The organism is Enterococcus sp. AZ129, assembly GCF_051714505.1.
GTDB classification, from domain to species: Bacteria; Bacillota; Bacilli; order Lactobacillales; family Enterococcaceae; genus Enterococcus; species Enterococcus faecalis.
The window spans coordinates 2,097,609-2,115,563 of record NZ_JBIORY010000001.1 but is presented as its reverse complement, the minus strand read 5'-3'; the positions used below and the strand labels follow the sequence as shown (position 1 = coordinate 2,115,563).

Sequence of the window (17,955 nt, the reverse complement as noted above, 5' to 3'; positions counted from 1 at the left end):
AAACAGACTTTACAAATAAAGTAGAAAGTCCTATAATAGATTTGTTTCAGGCCAGCTTAGCTCAGTTGGTAGAGCAACGCACTCGTAACGCGTAGGTCACAGGTTCGATCCCTGCAGCTGGCATCTAAAAAAACAGACAGGCACTACCAGATGGTAGTGCCTGTCTGTTTTTTTTAGATAAAATTTTGGATTAGTGCAAATGAAGCAATGCCTACCAGTACAATAAGCAATAAGTTTTTAGTAAGTATTGCGGCTAAAATGGTAGGAAATGAAGCGAATAAATAAGGAAGATTGAGGCTTGGTAAATGCCCTATTCTTTGTTCAAATAAGCTACTAAACCATAAGGCGGACATAATCACAATGGGAACAAAACTTAGATATTCTAATAATTTCTGTGGCAGACTGATTTTTTTTAAAAGTAAAAATGGCAGTATTCTTGAAAGCCAGGTTGCAACGGTACAGCCTAAAATTGTTAAAAAGAGATACTCAGAAGAAGGCATGTTTTATCATCACTCCTATTCCACAACCGATTAACGTGACAACTAAGACAATTAAATTACTGGGAATAAAAATTAGACCAATAGACATCAAACCAAAAGTAATCAGGACCATGATGAGTTGTAAAGCGATTTTCATGGAACGATCACTAATTATCTGCAGATAGAGTAAACCAATGAACATAGCCACAACCGCAAACTCAAGACCTAATGCTTGAGGGTTTGCAATAAAGCGCCCTAGATAGGCACCGATGATCGTCGAAAAAACCCAAGTCGCATAGGAAATCAAATTGGCAGCATTAAACCACTCAAAACTTAAACGTCCTTTGGTGTGGTTTAATTTATTCATTCCTAGTGCAAAACTTTCATCCGTCAGTAAGGTTCCCAACCAGAGATTTTTACCGAGAGATTCGGCTTTAAAGTAAGGCGCAATGGTCATTCCCATAAGAATCATACGTGCATTTACTAAGAAAGTCGCTAACACAATGGATAAAATAGGGCTGCCACCAGTCAACATACTAACTGTTACAAACTGAGCAGATCCTGCAAAAATAAAAAACGACATCGCACTAACAATCAGAGGGGAAAAACCTGCTGCTTGTCCTACGATACCAAAAGCAATGCCAATACCAATATAGCCAAAAACCGTTGGCAAGGCTTCACGAATGCCAGTGCGTGCATCTAATTGGTGGTTCATTCTCTTTTTTTCCTTCTTTCTGTATAAAATTTAAACACGTGTGTCTGAAAATCTAGACCTTCGATAATAAGACACAACGAGCGAATGAGCGTTTTCATTATTAACCACTCCTTTTGAACAACTAAGATATATATTGTATAATACAATAAAGAATACTTTTGTTCAATATATTAAACTTTTGGATGATAAAAAGAAGCAGAAGGAGCAACTATTTTGGAGATTAATACAATTATTGGCAATAATTTAAAAAAAATTAGACAAGAAAAAAAACTTACGTTAGATGAATTAGCTGGGATAACCGGAGTGAGTAAAGGGATGCTTTCGCAGATTGAAAAAGGAACCACCAATCCTACCATAAATACAATTTGGAAAATAAGTAATGGACTCAATGTTCCGTATACGTATTTATTAGAAGATGACTATGTTAAAGAAAATCCCGTGGTAAAAAAAACTGAGACGGTAACACAACATTCTGAAGATCACTCCTATCGAGTCTTTAATTACTACTCGGACAACCAGGAAAGAAACTTTGAACTCTTTCAGTTTGAATTAGATCCAGGGAAAAAGTATCAAGCTGTTGGGCATTCAAAACGTTCGACAGAATATGTCATGGTTATTCAAGGAGCATTAGCTCTTGAAGTGGGCGGTCAGAGATACCTTCTTCCAAAAGACGCCGCTATGTATTTTGATGCTAATCAAGTACACACGTATATAAATGATGGAACAGAGAAAGTCCAAGCTGTCGTCATTAACTATTATACGTAACAGTGGAAAATAAACATTAGGAAATTGCTGCATCTGTTATTTTATGGACAAAAAAAGTAAACAATGCTACCCTAAAAATAATAGAAAATGAAAGATAAAAGAAGAGGTCAAAATGAATAAAAAAATTGAAAGTCTTGGTAATACAGCATTAAGTTTGCTAAGTAATACGATTATTGTTGTGCCTTATTTACTTTACATTCAATTGAGTGATGGACACAACCTTTTAACAATTTTACCATTTGTCTTATTTTATACATTGCGTATGACAGGCATTTTTCTGGTTCGAGGAATTAATTTGTCTTTAACTAGTCTAGGTCTACTAAAGATTTCTCTATTGTTAGGCTTGGCAGGCTCCTTAATTGGGATTGCCGGCGCTTTTTCTTTCCCACTTTATAGTATTTCAGGAATGTTATTAGGACTTAGTGGGGCGTTGTTGCCACCAAGTAATCAAACAATTCGCTTTTTCTTGAAAGAAGAAGGTCAAAAAATTAGTCACAGCAATCTTTTAACGACAGTCTTATTGACCGCTGTTTTATTTGGCGCTTTATTTTTTAAAGCGACTGAGATTGGACTGGCGTTATTGGTGTACGCGCTCTATTTTCTGGTTGCTTTAGTAGCAATCAAGAGCTATCCTGTTTCATTAAACGAGCTAGAAGAAGAATCAGCAGAAGTTTCACGAAAAGAATTAATTCTGTTTGTTATCTTTTTTGTGTTATTACTTTTATTAAGAAGTGGTCGCTTATTAACGAATGCGGTGGAATTTGATTACGCGATTGTTGGCGCCTGCTGTTTCTTTGTGGTGGCTGTCCTTTTCGTTAGTCATTATGGCAAACGCGGTGCGTATAAAGTATCATTAGAAATGAATCTTGCGACCTTGATTAACGGGATTGTCGGGAACTATTTATTTTTATTTGGTTCCATTTATGTTGCAGGGGTTTATGGCAGAGCTCATATGGGCATCTATCTCTATTTACCTTATGTTTTAGGGATGATTTTTGCAATGATTGCAGCTAGTAAAACGAAACAGTGGTCAAACAACATACCAATGATTGGTCTGGCGGGAAGTTTGGGAATATTACTTCTTACCTCGTGGACTATTTTAGGCCTGTTTCTCTTGAGTTTTTTCAAAAGCACATTGAATAGCTTTTTAGCTAGGCGATATTATCAAGAGACAGATTTGCCAAAAGATAGCCGCATCCTTATCAAATATACAACACAAACAAAAGGGAGTTTATTCCATCAATTTATTTTGATGGCGCTTATGTTAGTCACTGTAGTAGGCAAAGGTGGCACGACACAATTTTTATTAGAATTGACTGGTGGCAAAGGCATTTCAATGCAAACAAGTCAATTTTTAACTTTCATTAAAAATAGTAACTCGCTCTTAGTGTTATTGTTTATTGCAGTTTATTTCGTGGTCGTTTTTCGCCAAAAGAAACGATAATTTACAAATATTCATAAAAAAATACTTGGAAAAACAGTGATTGTGGCTGATTTTCCAAGTATTTTTTTATGAAAAGCTGTTTTTTTTTTTCGAAGATTCAAAAAAAATTAATCAATTGTTTCATTTTTAACAAGCTATTATTAGGTTATATGAATTTTATTGAAAGGGGATTAGTATGAAGAAAAAAACTTTTTCTTTTGTGATGTTGAGTATACTTCTCGCACAAAATTTCGGGTTTGCCGTAAATGCCTATGCTGTAACAACGACAGAAGCACAAACAGAGACCACTGATACAGCAAAAAAAGAGGCAGAGTTATCGAGCACAACACCAGCTTTACCTTTAGCAACAACGAATACTTCAGAAATGAATCAACCAACTGCAACAACTGAATCGCAAACCACAGAGGCGAGCACAACAGCTTCCAGTGATGCTGCTACACCATCTGAACAACAAACAACGGAGGAAAAGGACACCTCACTTAATGAAAAAGCCCTACCAGATGTTCAAGCGCCAATTACAGATGAACTACTTGACAGTATGAGTCTTGCGCCGATTGGTGGAACAGAATACAGCCAAACAGAGGTTCACCGCGAATTAAATACAACACCGGTAACCGCTACGTTCCAATTTGCTGTTGGAAACACAGGTTATGCACCTGGATCAGTTTATACAGTTCAATTACCAGAACATTTAGGTTATTCAACTGTTAGCGGAGATGTGACGGGCATTGGCGCAACTTGGGCAGTCGATGCGGCAACCAAAACATTAAGTATTACGTTTAATCAACGAGTTTCAGATACTTCCTTTAAAGTAGAACTAAAAAGTTATCTAACAACAGAGGCGGAACCATTAATCAAAATTGAAACTCCAGGAAAAAATAAAAAAACTTACTCGTTTGATTTATATGAACAAGTGGAACCAATTCAATATAAAGAACGAACCAGAACCACGGGGTTAGATGGCGAAATTTTTTATAATTTAGACCGGACATTAACTGGCAATCAAACATTAGAATTATTAACAACAGAGACGCCAGGCGCTGTCTTTGGAAAACAAGATAACTTGGAACCTCAAGTTTTCAGTTACGATGTCGATATTAATGGTCAAATTTTACCAGAAACGCAAACCTTGTTAACACCTGGCAAAGATTATACATTAAGCGATAATTCACTCGGGCGGATTGCTGTAACTGTTCCAAACATGAATCAACAAAAAGCCTATTCCTTATCGATTAATCGGACAATTTATTTAGAGAGTGCTTCGGACTATAACTACTTATATTCGCAGCAGTATCCAACAACAAAAATTGGGTCAATTTCTTTGAAAAGTACGACAGGAACTAAACAAACAACCGATTTTACTGCTAAGACGAGTCAAACAAGTAAAGTAATTGCTGATCGTGAAATGCGTAGTATGTCCTATATCAGTTTTCAAAGCAAAGGGAAATATTATGTAACAATTTATGGCACGTTAACAGAAACAAAAGTGGGTCAACAAATCGTATTAGAGAGTACAAACGGTCAAGAAATTAAGAATCCTAAATTTACGGCGTATGGTCCTTTATATGAAAATGTAAAATTGGAAGACTATTTTGATATTAAAACTGAAGGTGGCAAGCTCACTTTAACGGCCACAAAAGATAGCTATTTAAGAATAAATATTTCTGATTTAACAATGGATTTTGACAAGAAGGACATTAATCTATCATTAAGTACACCTGTAATTGGTCCTAATAAAGCCATTCAATTAGTATCCGATCAATATATTGAACCAATTAGTGTTGTTAATCCTTTGAATGCTGAAACTGCTTGGGGTAATTATGATCAAAATGGTGCCTATTCATCAAGAACAACTGTCTCAGTTATGGGAAGCAAAGAGAAACCGATTCAAAATTTAGAAATTAAAGTAAAGCATCCTAATTATCTTTCATTACGAGCTACAAAAGAAATTTATTTTTATTACAAGTTAGGAACGGATTATACAGTAACGCCAACGTCAGATGGTTCAGTTATTAAGTTCACTACGCCAATAACCAACGAAATCCAAATTCCAATAGGTTTTAATTATGTGCCAGATAGTTTGCCAAAAGATAAAAGTATCCCAGTCGATACGATACCCATAACAATGAGTGCTGAAGGTTTAACTCCAGTTGATACGACAGTAACTACTAATAGTAAGCGTGGTTCTGAACGAACACTTCAAAGTAGTAAAAATCAATTCCTTGTCAATGCACGAAATGATTCTTTTGACTCACTAAGCGTCCGTACAAAAATTCCAGCTGGTGCCGATGTTCTTTTTGACATTTATGATGTTTCAAACGATCAGGTAGATTCAATTTATCCACAATACTGGGATCGTGGCTATTATTTTGATAAACCAATGTCACCAGACAGTCCTGGATACCCAACGATTACTTTTGACGAAAATACCAATAGTTACACGTTTGATTTTGGAAAAACCAATAAACGTTACATTATTGAGTATAAAAATGCCAATGGCTGGATCGACGTGCCAACTCTTTATATAACAGGGACAGCTAAAGAACCACAATCGAATAATAATGAAGGGTCTGCTACGGTTTCTGTTCAAAATGAAGCGTTAGACATTTTGAGTGCAACACAAGCGGCGAATCCAACATTAAAAAATGTAACAAAAACGACAGTAACAACAAAAAATATTGATAATAAAACACATCGTGTGAAAAATCCAACGATTGAATTAACACCCAAAGGCACAACCAATGCTCAAATCGATTTGAATTCTATTACCGTGAAAGGTGTGCCAGAAGATGCTTATTCATTAGAGAAGACTACAAACGGTGCGAAAATTATTTTTAAAGACTATACATTGACAGAAAACATTACGATTGAATACAATACTGTCTCTGCAAACGCTGGCCAAATCTATACAGAAACAACAATCGACTCTGAAACATTGAACCAGATGTCTGCTAGCAAGAAAAAAGTCGCCACTGCGCCAATCACATTGAAATTCTCAGAAGGTGATGCGGAAGGCATTGTTTATTTAGCAACTGCCACATTCTACACGCATAACGTAGAGGATGAAAACCAAGCAATTGCGAAGGTTTCTTTTGAACTAATTGATAATGTCACGCATACAGCAACCGAATTTACAACAGATGAAAAAGGTCAATACTCCTTTGATGCCATCATGACAGGTGATTATACTTTGCGAGTAACGAATGTACCGCAGGAATATTCCGTGGATGAAGAGTATTTGACAGGCAAAGCCATTAAGCTGGTCAAAGGAGACAACCAACTAAAAATTCCATTAACGAAAACAATTGATCACAGTCGTTTACAAGTCAAAGATTCAACGATTTATGTCGGCGATTCATGGAAACCAGAAGAGAACTTTGTTTCAGCGACAGATAAAACAGGTCAAGATGTCCCATTCGAAAAAATCACTGTTTCAGGTCAAGTTGACACTAGCAAAGCAGGCGTTTATCCAATCGTTTACAGTTACGAAGGTAAAGAAGAAACAGCTAATGTGACTGTCAAACCCGATCAATCTAAGTTAGAGGTTAAAGATACAACGATTTATGTTGGTGATAAATGGAAACCAGAAGATAATTTCGTTTCAGCAACAGACAAAACAGGCCAAGACGTTCCGTTTGAAAAAATTGACGTTCAGGGAACAGTGAATGTCGATAAAATAGGCGATTATGAAATTGTCTATAAAAATGGCACAAAAGAAGCGAAAGCAATCGTTCATGTTCGTGATGACAGTCGCTTACAAGTCAAGGATACAACGATTTATGTCGGCGATTCATGGAAACCAGAAGAGAACTTTGTTTCCGCAACAGACAAAACAGGCCAAGACGTTCCGTTTGAAAAAATTGACGTTCAGGGAACAGTGAATGTCGATAAAATAGGCGATTATGAAATTGTCTATAAAAATGGCACAAAAGAAGCGAAAGCAATCGTTCATGTCCGTGATGATAGTCGTTTACAAGTCAAGGATACAACGATTTATGTCGGCGATTCATGGAAACCAGAAGAGAACTTTGTTTCAGCAACAGATAAAACAGGTCAAGATGTCCCATTCGAAAAAATCACTGTTTCAGGTCAAGTTGATACTAGCAAACCAGGCGTTTATCCAATCGTATACAGTTACGAAGGTAAAGAAGAAACAGCCCATGTGACCGTCAAACCCGACCAATCTAAGTTAGAGGTTAAAGATACAACGATTTATGTTGGTGATTCGTGGAAACCAGAAGATAATTTCGTTTCAGCGACAGATCGTGACGGTCATGCTATATCCTTTGATAAGGTTCAAGTAAAAGGGGAAGTTGATACAAAGAAAACAGGAGAGTACCAGATTTCCTATACCACTGAGCCAGTTAATGAAACCAAACCAGCTGTGCAGTCACGACTTTTCGCAATGTTTTCAAACGAAACACCTCGTCAATTGACGACAGTAGCAACTGTTCATGTGATTGATCGTAATCCTACACCACTACCAGATAAAAATGAGAACAACCAGACTAGTTCCTCAACGAATCAAACCACGATAAAAAGTAGTCAGTATGTCACACATATTGTGAAACCTGACAAGCAAGGACGTTATCCAAAAACGGGAGAACAAACTAATGGTCTATATCGTGTGCTAGGACTTGTTGTGTTACTTATTGTGATTATTAGTGGTATAGTCATCAAGAAGAAACGAAAATAATTAAATGAGCGTGGGGCAAAAGTTTAAAGTAACTTTTGTTCCACGCTTAAAAGATGAATAAGTGCATGAATGAGGGTAGCTGTTTCCTTGGAAAATAGGAAGTTTTACAAGTGACTTTTATTTTAAGAACACCTATTAGCAGGTTTTTCTGTTAAGATAGTTATTTTTATGAAATAGTTTGGAGGAATAATAAACGAGATGAACCAGCGAACTATTTATTATGGTAGTATCGGCACAGCCTTATTTCTTTCTTCAGGAATGTTGATTGCTTCAGTGAATAGCTATGCAAACGAAGCGACAACACCAGGCAAATACACCGTGACTTATGAAGTGGATGGCAAAATTGAAACAGCAACCATTACGGTCAAAGAAAATCAAACGGAACTTAAATTAAAAGACACGTTTTTAGGAGTTAATCAAGCATGGTCACCCTTAGACAATGTCGTTTTTCTAAAAGATAAAGAGGGTCGCCCTTTAAATTTAGAAAATGTAATTATAGAAAATAATGTAAATACTCAAAAAGTAGGCCTTTATTTTGTAACCTTCCGTTACGAGTCATACCTTTCTATTGCGAAGGTGTATGTCAACCCTACTAATTTTGCTGCAGAGGGGAATATGCTTGCAGAGCTTCCTTATAGTCAAGCAATGATTGGCCCAGAAAGACCAATTATTGCCTCGAGACAGGACAAGGAGCAACAAACAAAACAGGAGAAAAAGAAAAATAAAATTGAACAGGAACGAGTAAATAAAAAGGTGCTGTTAAATGATGAGTTGTTGAAAAAAATAGATACGATAGCCCCAGTGGAAATTACTGGAGGAGCGGCAAGTGGGTCCTCTCAATTTGGCACCACTTTAAGCTTCCTGTCAGGCTCACTTTTGTATGGAACAAGGAGAGTTTAAATGGAATTCTTGTTATTAGATGATCGGGAAAATTTAAAATTAGCGATTATTAGAAAGTTAGAGCAACAATATTCATTTTCTGAACGAAAAGATCGTTTATGTAAGCAATTAGCTATTTCTCCTTATTTGCTAGAACGGAACATAACAGAAATCAATGCAGATTTGCAACGCTTTGGTCTGATTAATGAGATGGAAATCAGTGAAAAAAATAATGAAATTTTGTTATCTCAAAGCCTTCGTATTTCTTCAAGTATTATTGAAGAATATTATTTAAAAGACTCGTTAGAATTTAATCTATTAAAAACGATTTTCTTTCATCAGTTTACCTCAATCAAAAAATACGGTGAAAAGCACGGGATGAGTCGAACGGTTGTGTACAAAATTGTTGACCATATCCGGAAAGAATTAGGTCAATACGGTATCAAGTTATCCAAAAATTTACAACTTAGCGGCAATGAAATGGCGATTAGACAATATTTTACTATGCTTTATTACCGAATTTACAAAGATTCTGAAGAATTATATAATCAAACAGATCTTCGCGCAGTGAACCAATTATTGGCTCAATTGAAAGGCTCTTATGAAAATATCACTAATTTTCATTTATTTAAACATTATGTATTGGTGGCGTTAGAACGAACGCAGAGAAAAGCTAATTATTTTTTATCCCAAGAAGAAAATCCATTCGTTTTTGACGAAGAAAGTTCGATTTATCAAGAAATTCAATGTTGGATCAACGAAGTGATGAAGGCGACTCATGCAGAGAAAAACGCAGAAATTCAAGGAATTATCGGCAATTTATCGGTCTATCAAAGTGAACTTATTTCGGAACATTTGCTGAGTTCTCACAATGAGGCAATTACGGCTACGAAAACATTATTCTTTTCTTATATGCCGTTTACAATTTCGGACGAAGAATTTTATCAAGAAATTGTTCCGATTATTTATCAACATCGTTTTATTACGCCGTTCATCGATATCACCTTACGAATTATGGATTTAGAATTTTTTCAGGAACGCTACCCAATTGTTTTTGATAGCTGTCGTCAGTTTTTATTTGCGTTGGACTGCTCGGCGTTTGAGTTTAGTAAGCTTTCTTTATTTTTTGATTTGCTATTAGTGTTATCCCGTCTTTATGACCAAAGGAATGAAAAAAGCACGATCAATCTTTATGTGAATTTTACGCAAGGAGAAAAATATACTCAGTTTATCAAAGAACAAATCAAAATATTCGAATCTTTCAGCATTCACTTTCATTCAGCGATTCGACCAGATACGGATTTAGTAGTTTCGGATTATTTACCAAAAACGTTATTTTCAGTAAAATGTTTAATTTGGCTAGCGCCCCCGCGAGCCAGTGACTGGCAAAATTTTGGCAACGAAATTGTCCGAATTAATAAAGAGCTACAACAAACGAAACAAAGAAAAAGCGAATAAAAACAGTCGCAACGTGTTTTAGTTGCGACTGTTTTTTGTTACTGACTGTTTATAGTAAACTTTCTCATTATCACTGATGTAAAAAATTTTAAATAAAAGCAAAATAGGATTGAAGAAAAAGAAAAAATTGCTAGTGAAGGACCAATTCTCTAAAGTTTTTCTCAAATATAGTAGAATTCCTTTCTTTTCTTCTGTGAGAAAGATATAATAAAAAACGTATGAACAAAGGAAAAGGGATGACGAATGAATAGAAAAGAGAAAACAAATTTAGATAGTCGAATTGATTACGGCGTGATATTACCAGTTTTTCTTTTATCACTAATTGGTATGCTATCGCTTTACGTAGCGCTTTACAATGATCCAAGCAAACCTAAAATTGGTAGTTTGTTAATGAAACAAGGACTGTGGTATTTAGTCGGAGGATTAAGTATTGTCATTATTATGCATTTTAGCTCAAAATTACTCTGGCGGTTAACGCCCGTTTTTTATGCACTTGGATTAGTCTTAATGGGATTACTACTGAAATTCTATGACCCCGTGCTAGCAGAGCAAACAGGTTCTAAAAACTGGATTCGCTTTGGTGGCACCACATTCCAACCATCGGAATTGATGAAGATTGCGTTTATTTTGATGTTGGCCTATATAGTGACCATGCATAATGTTAAATATGTGGACCGAACACTCAAAAGCGACTTTTGGCTAATCGCTAAAATGCTATTAGTGGCGATTCCGGTAATTGTTTTAGTACTTTTACAAAAAGACTTCGGGACGATGTTAGTTTTCTTAGCCATTTTTGGGGGAGTTTTCTTAATGTCTGGCATTACTTGGAAAATTATTGTGCCCGCCTTTATCATAGCTGCTCTAGTCGGAGCTGGAACCATCTACTTGGTAACAACAGAAACAGGAAGAGACTTATTGTCTAAAATTGGCATTAAAGCTTATCAATTTGATCGGATTGATTTATGGCTAAATCCTTTCCATACAGATCCAGATCGCTCATTCCAACCAGCGCTAGCATTAACAGCAATTGGTTCTGGGGGCCTTTTCGGAAAAGGCTTTAACGTGAGTGATGTGTATGTCCCTGTTCGTGAGTCAGATATGATTTTTACAGTTGTTGGTGAAAACTTTGGCTTTATTGGTGGCTGTTTCATTATTTTGTTGTATTTTATTTTAATCTACCGCATGATTCGCGTTTGTTTTGATACAAATAATGAATTCTATGCCTACATTGCCACAGGAATTATCATGATGATTTTGTTCCATGTTTTTGAAAACATTGGAGCGAATATTGGTTTACTACCATTAACTGGGATTCCATTACCGTTTATTAGTCAAGGTGGTTCTTCCATTTTAGGTAACATGATTGGGGTGGGCTTAATTATGTCCATGCGTTACCAACAAGAAACGGTTCGTACCAGAAGTGGTCGTTAAAGAAAGAAGAAAGAAGGGGTAGAAATGTACACACTTTATGAATATCCTAAATGCTCAACTTGTAAAAAAGCGAAAGCGTGGTTAGATCAACAAGGCGTTAAATACCAAGCAATTGATATTAAAGCAACACCGCCTAGTAGTGAACAACTAGCAAAATGGATGAAAGAAACCGGCTTGCCTGTTCGTCGTTTTTTTAACACAAGTGGGGTTTTATATAGAGAACAAGGCTTAAAAGATCTGGTTGACAGTTTTTCTATTGAAGAAGCAAGTCAGCGCTTAGCTGCGGAGGGCATGTTGATTAAGCGTCCAATTCTCTTAAAAGACAATACATTTCTAACGAATGGTTTTAAAGAAGCAGATTACGAAGGAGTGCTTGGAAAATGAGTGAAATGAAACAAATCGATCAATTATGGATCTTACCAACAGAAGCAGGTTATAAAATTGGTTTAACCGCCGAAGCCCAAGAGGATTTAGGGAAGATTACTTTTGCAACATTTCCAAAAGTCGGACAAACATTAGCTAAAGGTGATTCTTTAATTGAATTAGAAGCAGAAAAAGCAGTCAGTGAATTCAGTAGTCCATTATCTGGTAAGGTAGTTGCGATTAATGAAGCGGCTGATCAAGAGCCAAGTGCATTAGATGAAGAAAATGCCTGGATTGCTGTTTTAGCAGATGTTGAACCAACAGAATTTGAAAATCTTTAGTCTTACGTTGACAAGGCCAATGTTTATTGCTATAATTTTCTCAATCTAATCAAAAGAAAGCTTTGAAAAGAAGAGTACATGTTAAGGACGTTTGAAGAGAGCCCTGTTTGCTGAGAATGGGTAACAGATTTAAGATGGAAGATGGTCTTTGAGCAGAGTAAGTGAGCGAAGCAGTGAACTTACTACGGGGCGCCCGTTACAGCCAACGGTATGCGAAGAATCAAGTACCGTATGAGGTTATTATTGAGAAATAATAGCGAATTAAGGTGGTATCACGAAATGACAAACTTTCGTCCTTTTTGCTGTAATAGCAAAAGGATGGAAGTTTTTTTTGTTTTTATTAAGCAAATTCGTTTCATAAAAAGTGCGAAACCTTCAAAATAAGAAAGTAGAACAGAAAGAAGAGGAGAACAAAATGGCATTAATTGAATTACGTCATGTAAAAAAAGAGTTTTCCGGTAAAGCGGGTAAAGTCACGGCTTTAAAAGATATTGATTTAACGGTTGAATCAGGTGATATTTATGGCATTATTGGCTATTCAGGTGCAGGAAAAAGTACGTTGGTTCGCCTATTGAATGGGCTTGAAACACCTACAGAAGGTGAAGTAGAAATTCAAGGACAAGATATTGCATTGTTGCCAAATAAAGAACTACGAAACTTCCGTAAAAAAATTGGGATGATCTTTCAACATTTTAATTTATTATGGTCACGGACGGTCCTAGAAAATATCATGCTCCCATTGGAAATTGCTGGCGTTCCAAAACAAAATCGGAAAAGCCGCGCAGAAGAGTTAATCAAGTTGGTTGGTTTAGAAGGACGGGAAACCGCCTACCCAAGTCAACTCTCTGGTGGACAAAAGCAACGAGTGGGGATTGCCCGTGCCTTAGCTAACAATCCTGACATTTTGCTTTGTGATGAAGCAACAAGTGCTTTGGATCCGCAGACAACCGATGAAGTGCTAGAATTACTACTAAAAATCAACCAAGAATTAAATTTAACGGTTGTATTAATTACCCACGAAATGCACGTGATTCGTAAAATTTGTAATCGCGTAGCCGTGATGGAATATGGTGAAATTGTTGAAGAAGGTAAAGTAATCGATATTTTCAAAAAGCCTCAAACAGAAATTGCGAAACGCTTTATCCAACAAGAAGCGGATAAAAACATTGAAGAAACGGAACTGGTTGTTGAAGAAATGTTGGAACAATATCCGAATGGGAAAATTGTTCGCCTGCTTTTCCATGGTGAACAAGCGAAATTGCCAATTATCTCGCATATTGTCCAAGAATATCAAGTAGAAGTCAGCATTATTCAAGGGAACATTCAGCAAACGAAACAAGGCGCAGTGGGTTCTCTTTATATTCAATTATTAGGCGAAGAGCAAAATATTCTAGCAGCCATTGAAGGATTGCGTAAACTTCGTGTAGAAACAGAGGTGATTGGAAATGAATAATCGTGGCTTAGCAAGTTTCTTTGATTTTTCCCAAATTGATATAAGTAAACTACAAGAAAAAACGATTGAAACACTCTATATGACAGGGATTTCAATCATAGTGGTCGCGATTTTAGGGCTGATTTTAGGACTACTACTTTTTGAAACGTCAGGCAGAAAAGGGATTTTGAGCCGATTACTGTATTGGCTAGTGGCCATTTTTGTAAATATTTTCCGTTCGATTCCGTTTATTATCTTAATCGTTCTGTTAATTCCTTTTACAAAAATTATTTTAGGGAGTATGTCTGGTGTCAAAGGCTCCTTACCAGCATTGATTATTTCCGCAGCACCTTTTTATGCTCGCATGGTCGAAATCGCTTTTCGTGAAGTCGATAAAGGCGTGATTGAAGCAGCCAAAGCAATGGGGGCCAATCGTTTCCAAATAATTTGGAAAGTTCTATTACCAGAAAGTCTGCCAGCGCTTGTTTCTGGCTTAACCGTTACAACCATTTCCTTAGTGGGCTATACTGCAATGGCAGCTGCTATTGGAGCGGGCGGTTTAGGAAGTTTGGCGTATCAAGATGGCTTCCAACGTGGTCAAAATACAGTTACCTTAGTAGCAACGATTTGTATCTTAATTATTGTCTTTGCGATTCAATGGCTTGGGGATACAGTCGCTAAAAAAATAGATAAACGATAAATGGAGGGAATAAGATGAAAAAACGTACATTATGGTCAGTAATTACTGTAGCAGTAGCTGTCTTAGTTTTAGGGGCTTGCGGCAATAAAAAGAGTGATGACTCGGTCTTGAAAGTTGGAGCTTCACCAGTTCCACATGCAGAGATTTTAGAACATGTAAAACCTTTATTAGAAAAAGAAGGCGTAAAACTAGAAGTGACGACTTATACAGATTACGTGCTACCTAACAAGGCGTTGGAAAGTGGCGATATCGATGCCAACTATTTCCAACATGTGCCGTTCTTTAATGAAGCGGTTAAAGAAAATGATTATGACTTTGTGAATGCAGGTGCGATTCATTTAGAACCAGTTGGGCTTTACTCGAAAAAATACAAATCGTTACAAGAAATTCCTGATGGTTCAACGATTTACGTTAGCTCTTCCGTTTCAGATTGGCCACGTGTTTTAACGATTTTAGAAGATGCTGGTTTAATCACGCTGAAAGAAGGGGTAGACCGGACAACTGCTACTTTCGATGATATTGATAAAAATACTAAAAAATTGAAATTCAATCATGAAAGTGATCCAGCAATCATGACCACTCTTTATGACAATGAAGAAGGGGCTGCGGTTTTAATTAACTCAAACTTTGCCGTGGATCAAGGATTAAATCCGAAAAAAGATGCGATTGCCTTAGAAAAAGAAAGTTCACCTTATGCCAATATTATTGCGGTTCGTAAAGAAGACGAAAACAACGAAAATGTAAAAAAATTAGTCAAAGTGTTACGTAGCAAAGAAGTTCAAGATTGGATTACGAAAAAATGGAACGGTGCCATTGTTCCAGTCAATGAATAAAGAGAAAAAGACAATACGATAAAAACTTGAGGTCGGGACAGGCGTGTTAAGCTTCAAGAAATAAGAAGAAAGTTCTGAAAGATGCTTTTTGTCTCTCAAGGACGTTCAACTTATTTCCGAAGAAGCTGCTCCTGTCCCGTTGTTTATTTAAAATTTTAGGGCTAGGCAGATACATCATGTTGATTTACCTGCCAAGTCTAAGTTTTTTTCTTTTAAAAAAGGACCATAAATGATAAAGTTACAAGGAATTTCTTAATTATCAGGAAAATTCAGGGACTATGCATAGGCATTTGCATTAGTTATTGTTATAATAATTAAGATAGATTTTTTGGAATGGAGGGAAAAAGATGTTACGTTTTTTTCCGCAAAAAAATAAATATGTAGAAGAAGCAAGCCAGTACGCCTTTGATAAAGAAGGCCAAATTCCGCAGCACATTGCCATTATTATGGACGGAAATGGCCGGTGGGCACAGAATCGAAGACTGCCGAGAATTGCTGGACATAAAGAAGGCATGGATACGGTCAAAAAAATAACGAAGCATGCTAGTCATTTAGGCGTTAAAGTTTTAACACTTTATGCATTTTCAACGGAAAATTGGAAGAGACCAACAGATGAAGTCAATTTCTTAATGCAATTGCCTGTTGATTTTTTTGATACATTCGTGCCTGAATTAATTAAGGAAAATGTTAAAGTCAATGTAATGGGCTACCAAGAGTTTCTACCAAGCCATACGCAAGATGCTGTTAAGCGGGCCATTGAGCAAACCAAGGACAATACGGGCATGGTTTTGAACTTTGCTTTAAATTATGGGGCGCGTGCGGAGCTACTAACTGCCATGAAACAGATTGCTGCAGAGGTTTCAGAAAAAACATATACGGCAGATGAGATTACAGAAGAAACGATCGCAGATCACTTAATGACTGGCTTTTTACCCACGGAACTTCGTGATCCAGAATTGTTGATTCGAACAAGTGGGGAAGAGAGAATTAGTAATTTCTTGCTATGGCAAATTGCTTATAGCGAGTTGTTTTTTACAAAAGCATTATGGCCTGATTTTTCAGGGGACACTTTAGAAACCGCGATTGCTTCTTTCCAAAATCGTAATCGTCGTTTTGGAGGTCTAAAAGAAACTACAGAAACAGAAGGGAGCGATCCGCAGTGAGACAACGTGTCATCACAGCTATCGTCGCATTAATCATCTTTATTCCAATTATCTGGTATGGTGGTTTTGCAATTGAGATTGCCGCTGTTGCTTTGGCAGTAGTCGGCGTGTACGAGTTATTCCGTATGAAAGGATTAACGTTATTAAGTTTTGAAGGTGTTTTATCAGCATTAGGGGCCGTTTTTTTAGTTATCCCAACAATTAAGTGGTTAAACTTTTTGCCGGAAATGCAAACAAATTTCATTTTATTTTATGTCACTGTAATGTTGTTGTTAGGTGCTTCGGTGATTTCTAAAAATACATATACGATTGAAGAAGCTGGCTTTCCAGTTATTGTCAGTTTATATGTAGGGATGGGGTTCCAGAACTTTATTAGTGCCCGTTCCGCAGGTTTTGAAGTCTTGTTATTTGCTTTATTCATTGTCTGGGCAACGGATATTGGTGCATATCTATTTGGACGACGATTTGGTCGTCATAAATTGATGCCAGATGTTTCACCCAACAAGACAATAGAAGGTGCACTTGGTGGTATTTTATCAGCCGTGGTTGTAGCAGCGTTGTTTTTAGTTTTCACAGCTAATAAAGGGCTATTTCCTTATCCAATGCCGGTGATGCTTGTATTGACGGTTCTATTTTCTATAGTAGGGCAATTCGGTGATTTGGTTGAATCTTCTATCAAACGTCATTATGGCGTGAAAGACTCTGGTAACATCTTGCCAGGACATGGTGGTATTTTAGATCGTTTTGATAGTTTATTATTTGTTTTCCCAATTATGCACTTATGTGGATTATTTTAAATTGATTAACAAAATTTAAAAAAGTATCGTCAAATAAGCAAAAATCCAGAAGAGAGACTCTTCTGGATTTTTGCTGTTTATTGGGTTAGTTTAGGTACCTTGTGAGTTATTTAATTTATAAGAGTAATTGTATAAAGATGGCTAAAGTTTCTAAAAAATTAAATAGGTGATCGGATGTTAAATATCTGAACATTCCAGTGTTATTCGATTGTTAAAAATTAAATTATAACAATCGAATAACACTGGAATGTTTATTTCAATAAAGCCATTGACGTTTAGCATAGATAAATTTATACTTAAAAGAAGAAAAGCAAAATAATGTATTTTACATGCTTGTTCAATCGTGGTGAGAGTTATTCATAAATTTAAGCAAGTAAAGAGAAGATAATTTAGAGATTTGTGAACGCGTTCTTCATACAAAATTATAGATTAGGATTATATTTTTGATAATCTAATGTA

The 17,955-nt window shown here is 36.4% G+C and carries 15 protein-coding genes, 1 tRNA gene and 1 other annotated feature; of the genes, 14 read left to right on the top strand and 2 right to left on the bottom strand.

The genetic code is table 11. The features are described from left to right. Positions 1 to 50: 50 nt before the first annotated feature. A tRNA-Thr gene (locus IGJ90_RS10320) sits at positions 51 to 123 on the top strand. 50 nt (positions 124 to 173) lie between these two features. Here IGJ90_RS10320 and IGJ90_RS10315 read toward each other — a convergent pair. Continuing rightward, the gene (locus IGJ90_RS10315) at positions 174 to 500 is read right to left on the bottom strand and encodes an AzlD domain-containing protein (RefSeq protein WP_002362235.1); all 327 of its coding nucleotides are present in this window, start codon (positions 498 to 500) and stop codon (positions 174 to 176) included. Then, positions 487 to 1,194, bottom strand: coding sequence for an AzlC family ABC transporter permease (locus IGJ90_RS10310; RefSeq protein WP_002356628.1), 708 nt, complete (start codon positions 1,192 to 1,194; stop codon positions 487 to 489). Before IGJ90_RS10310 ends, IGJ90_RS10315 begins: the two co-directional genes overlap by 14 nt. 213 nt (positions 1,195 to 1,407) lie before the next feature. Between IGJ90_RS10310 and IGJ90_RS10305 the strand changes: the two genes are divergently transcribed. The 13 genes from IGJ90_RS10305 (at position 1,408) to IGJ90_RS10245 (ending at position 17,496) form a co-directional block, all read left to right on the top strand. Beyond that, complete coding sequence (locus IGJ90_RS10305; RefSeq protein ID WP_002362234.1) at positions 1,408 to 1,959, top strand: helix-turn-helix domain-containing protein; 552 nt, start codon at positions 1,408 to 1,410, stop codon at positions 1,957 to 1,959. A gap of 112 nt (positions 1,960 to 2,071) precedes the next feature. Next, a complete protein-coding gene (locus IGJ90_RS10300; RefSeq protein ID WP_002367110.1) occupies positions 2,072 to 3,403 on the top strand; it encodes a hypothetical protein in 1,332 nt (443 codons plus the stop codon). Between the two features lie 175 nt (positions 3,404 to 3,578). After that, the gene (locus IGJ90_RS10295) at positions 3,579 to 8,099 is read left to right on the top strand and encodes a bacterial Ig-like domain-containing protein (protein ID WP_438768070.1); all 4,521 of its coding nucleotides are present in this window, start codon (positions 3,579 to 3,581) and stop codon (positions 8,097 to 8,099) included. Positions 8,100 to 8,297: 198 nt separating this feature from the next. Beyond that, on the top strand, positions 8,298 to 8,999 hold the full coding sequence (locus IGJ90_RS10290; protein WP_002356634.1) for a bacterial Ig-like domain-containing protein: 702 nt from the start codon (positions 8,298 to 8,300) through the stop codon (positions 8,997 to 8,999). Next, positions 9,000 to 10,436 (top strand): helix-turn-helix domain-containing protein, encoded by a 1,437-nt coding sequence (locus IGJ90_RS10285; protein WP_002367108.1) that lies wholly within the window; start codon positions 9,000 to 9,002, stop codon positions 10,434 to 10,436. A gap of 243 nt (positions 10,437 to 10,679) precedes the next feature. Continuing rightward, on the top strand, positions 10,680 to 11,867 hold the full coding sequence (locus IGJ90_RS10280) for an FtsW/RodA/SpoVE family cell cycle protein (protein ID WP_002367107.1): 1,188 nt from the start codon (positions 10,680 to 10,682) through the stop codon (positions 11,865 to 11,867). Between the two features lie 24 nt (positions 11,868 to 11,891). Beyond that, the gene (locus tag IGJ90_RS10275; RefSeq protein ID WP_002367106.1) at positions 11,892 to 12,251 is read left to right on the top strand and encodes an arsenate reductase family protein; all 360 of its coding nucleotides are present in this window, start codon (positions 11,892 to 11,894) and stop codon (positions 12,249 to 12,251) included. Positions 12,252 to 12,256: 5 nt separating this feature from the next. Continuing rightward, complete coding sequence (locus IGJ90_RS10270) at positions 12,257 to 12,571, top strand: glycine cleavage system protein H (protein ID WP_011109554.1); 315 nt, start codon at positions 12,257 to 12,259, stop codon at positions 12,569 to 12,571. 53 nt (positions 12,572 to 12,624) lie between these two features. Beyond that, positions 12,625 to 12,872: a binding site (T-box leader), on the top strand. Positions 12,873 to 12,986: 114 nt separating this feature from the next. Next, the gene (locus IGJ90_RS10265) at positions 12,987 to 14,024 is read left to right on the top strand and encodes a methionine ABC transporter ATP-binding protein (protein WP_002356639.1); all 1,038 of its coding nucleotides are present in this window, start codon (positions 12,987 to 12,989) and stop codon (positions 14,022 to 14,024) included. Next, complete coding sequence (locus tag IGJ90_RS10260; protein ID WP_002356640.1) at positions 14,017 to 14,703, top strand: methionine ABC transporter permease; 687 nt, start codon at positions 14,017 to 14,019, stop codon at positions 14,701 to 14,703. Before IGJ90_RS10265 ends, IGJ90_RS10260 begins: the two co-directional genes overlap by 8 nt. 14 nt (positions 14,704 to 14,717) lie before the next feature. Next, positions 14,718 to 15,536, top strand: a complete 819-nt coding sequence (locus tag IGJ90_RS10255; RefSeq protein ID WP_002359679.1) for a MetQ/NlpA family ABC transporter substrate-binding protein — start codon at positions 14,718 to 14,720, stop codon at positions 15,534 to 15,536. A gap of 347 nt (positions 15,537 to 15,883) precedes the next feature. Further along, positions 15,884 to 16,699, top strand: coding sequence for an isoprenyl transferase (locus IGJ90_RS10250; protein WP_002356646.1), 816 nt, complete (start codon positions 15,884 to 15,886; stop codon positions 16,697 to 16,699). Continuing rightward, positions 16,696 to 17,496, top strand: a complete 801-nt coding sequence (locus tag IGJ90_RS10245) for a phosphatidate cytidylyltransferase (protein ID WP_002359680.1) — start codon at positions 16,696 to 16,698, stop codon at positions 17,494 to 17,496. Before IGJ90_RS10250 ends, IGJ90_RS10245 begins: the two co-directional genes overlap by 4 nt. The last annotated feature ends 459 nt before the right edge of the window (positions 17,497 to 17,955 follow it).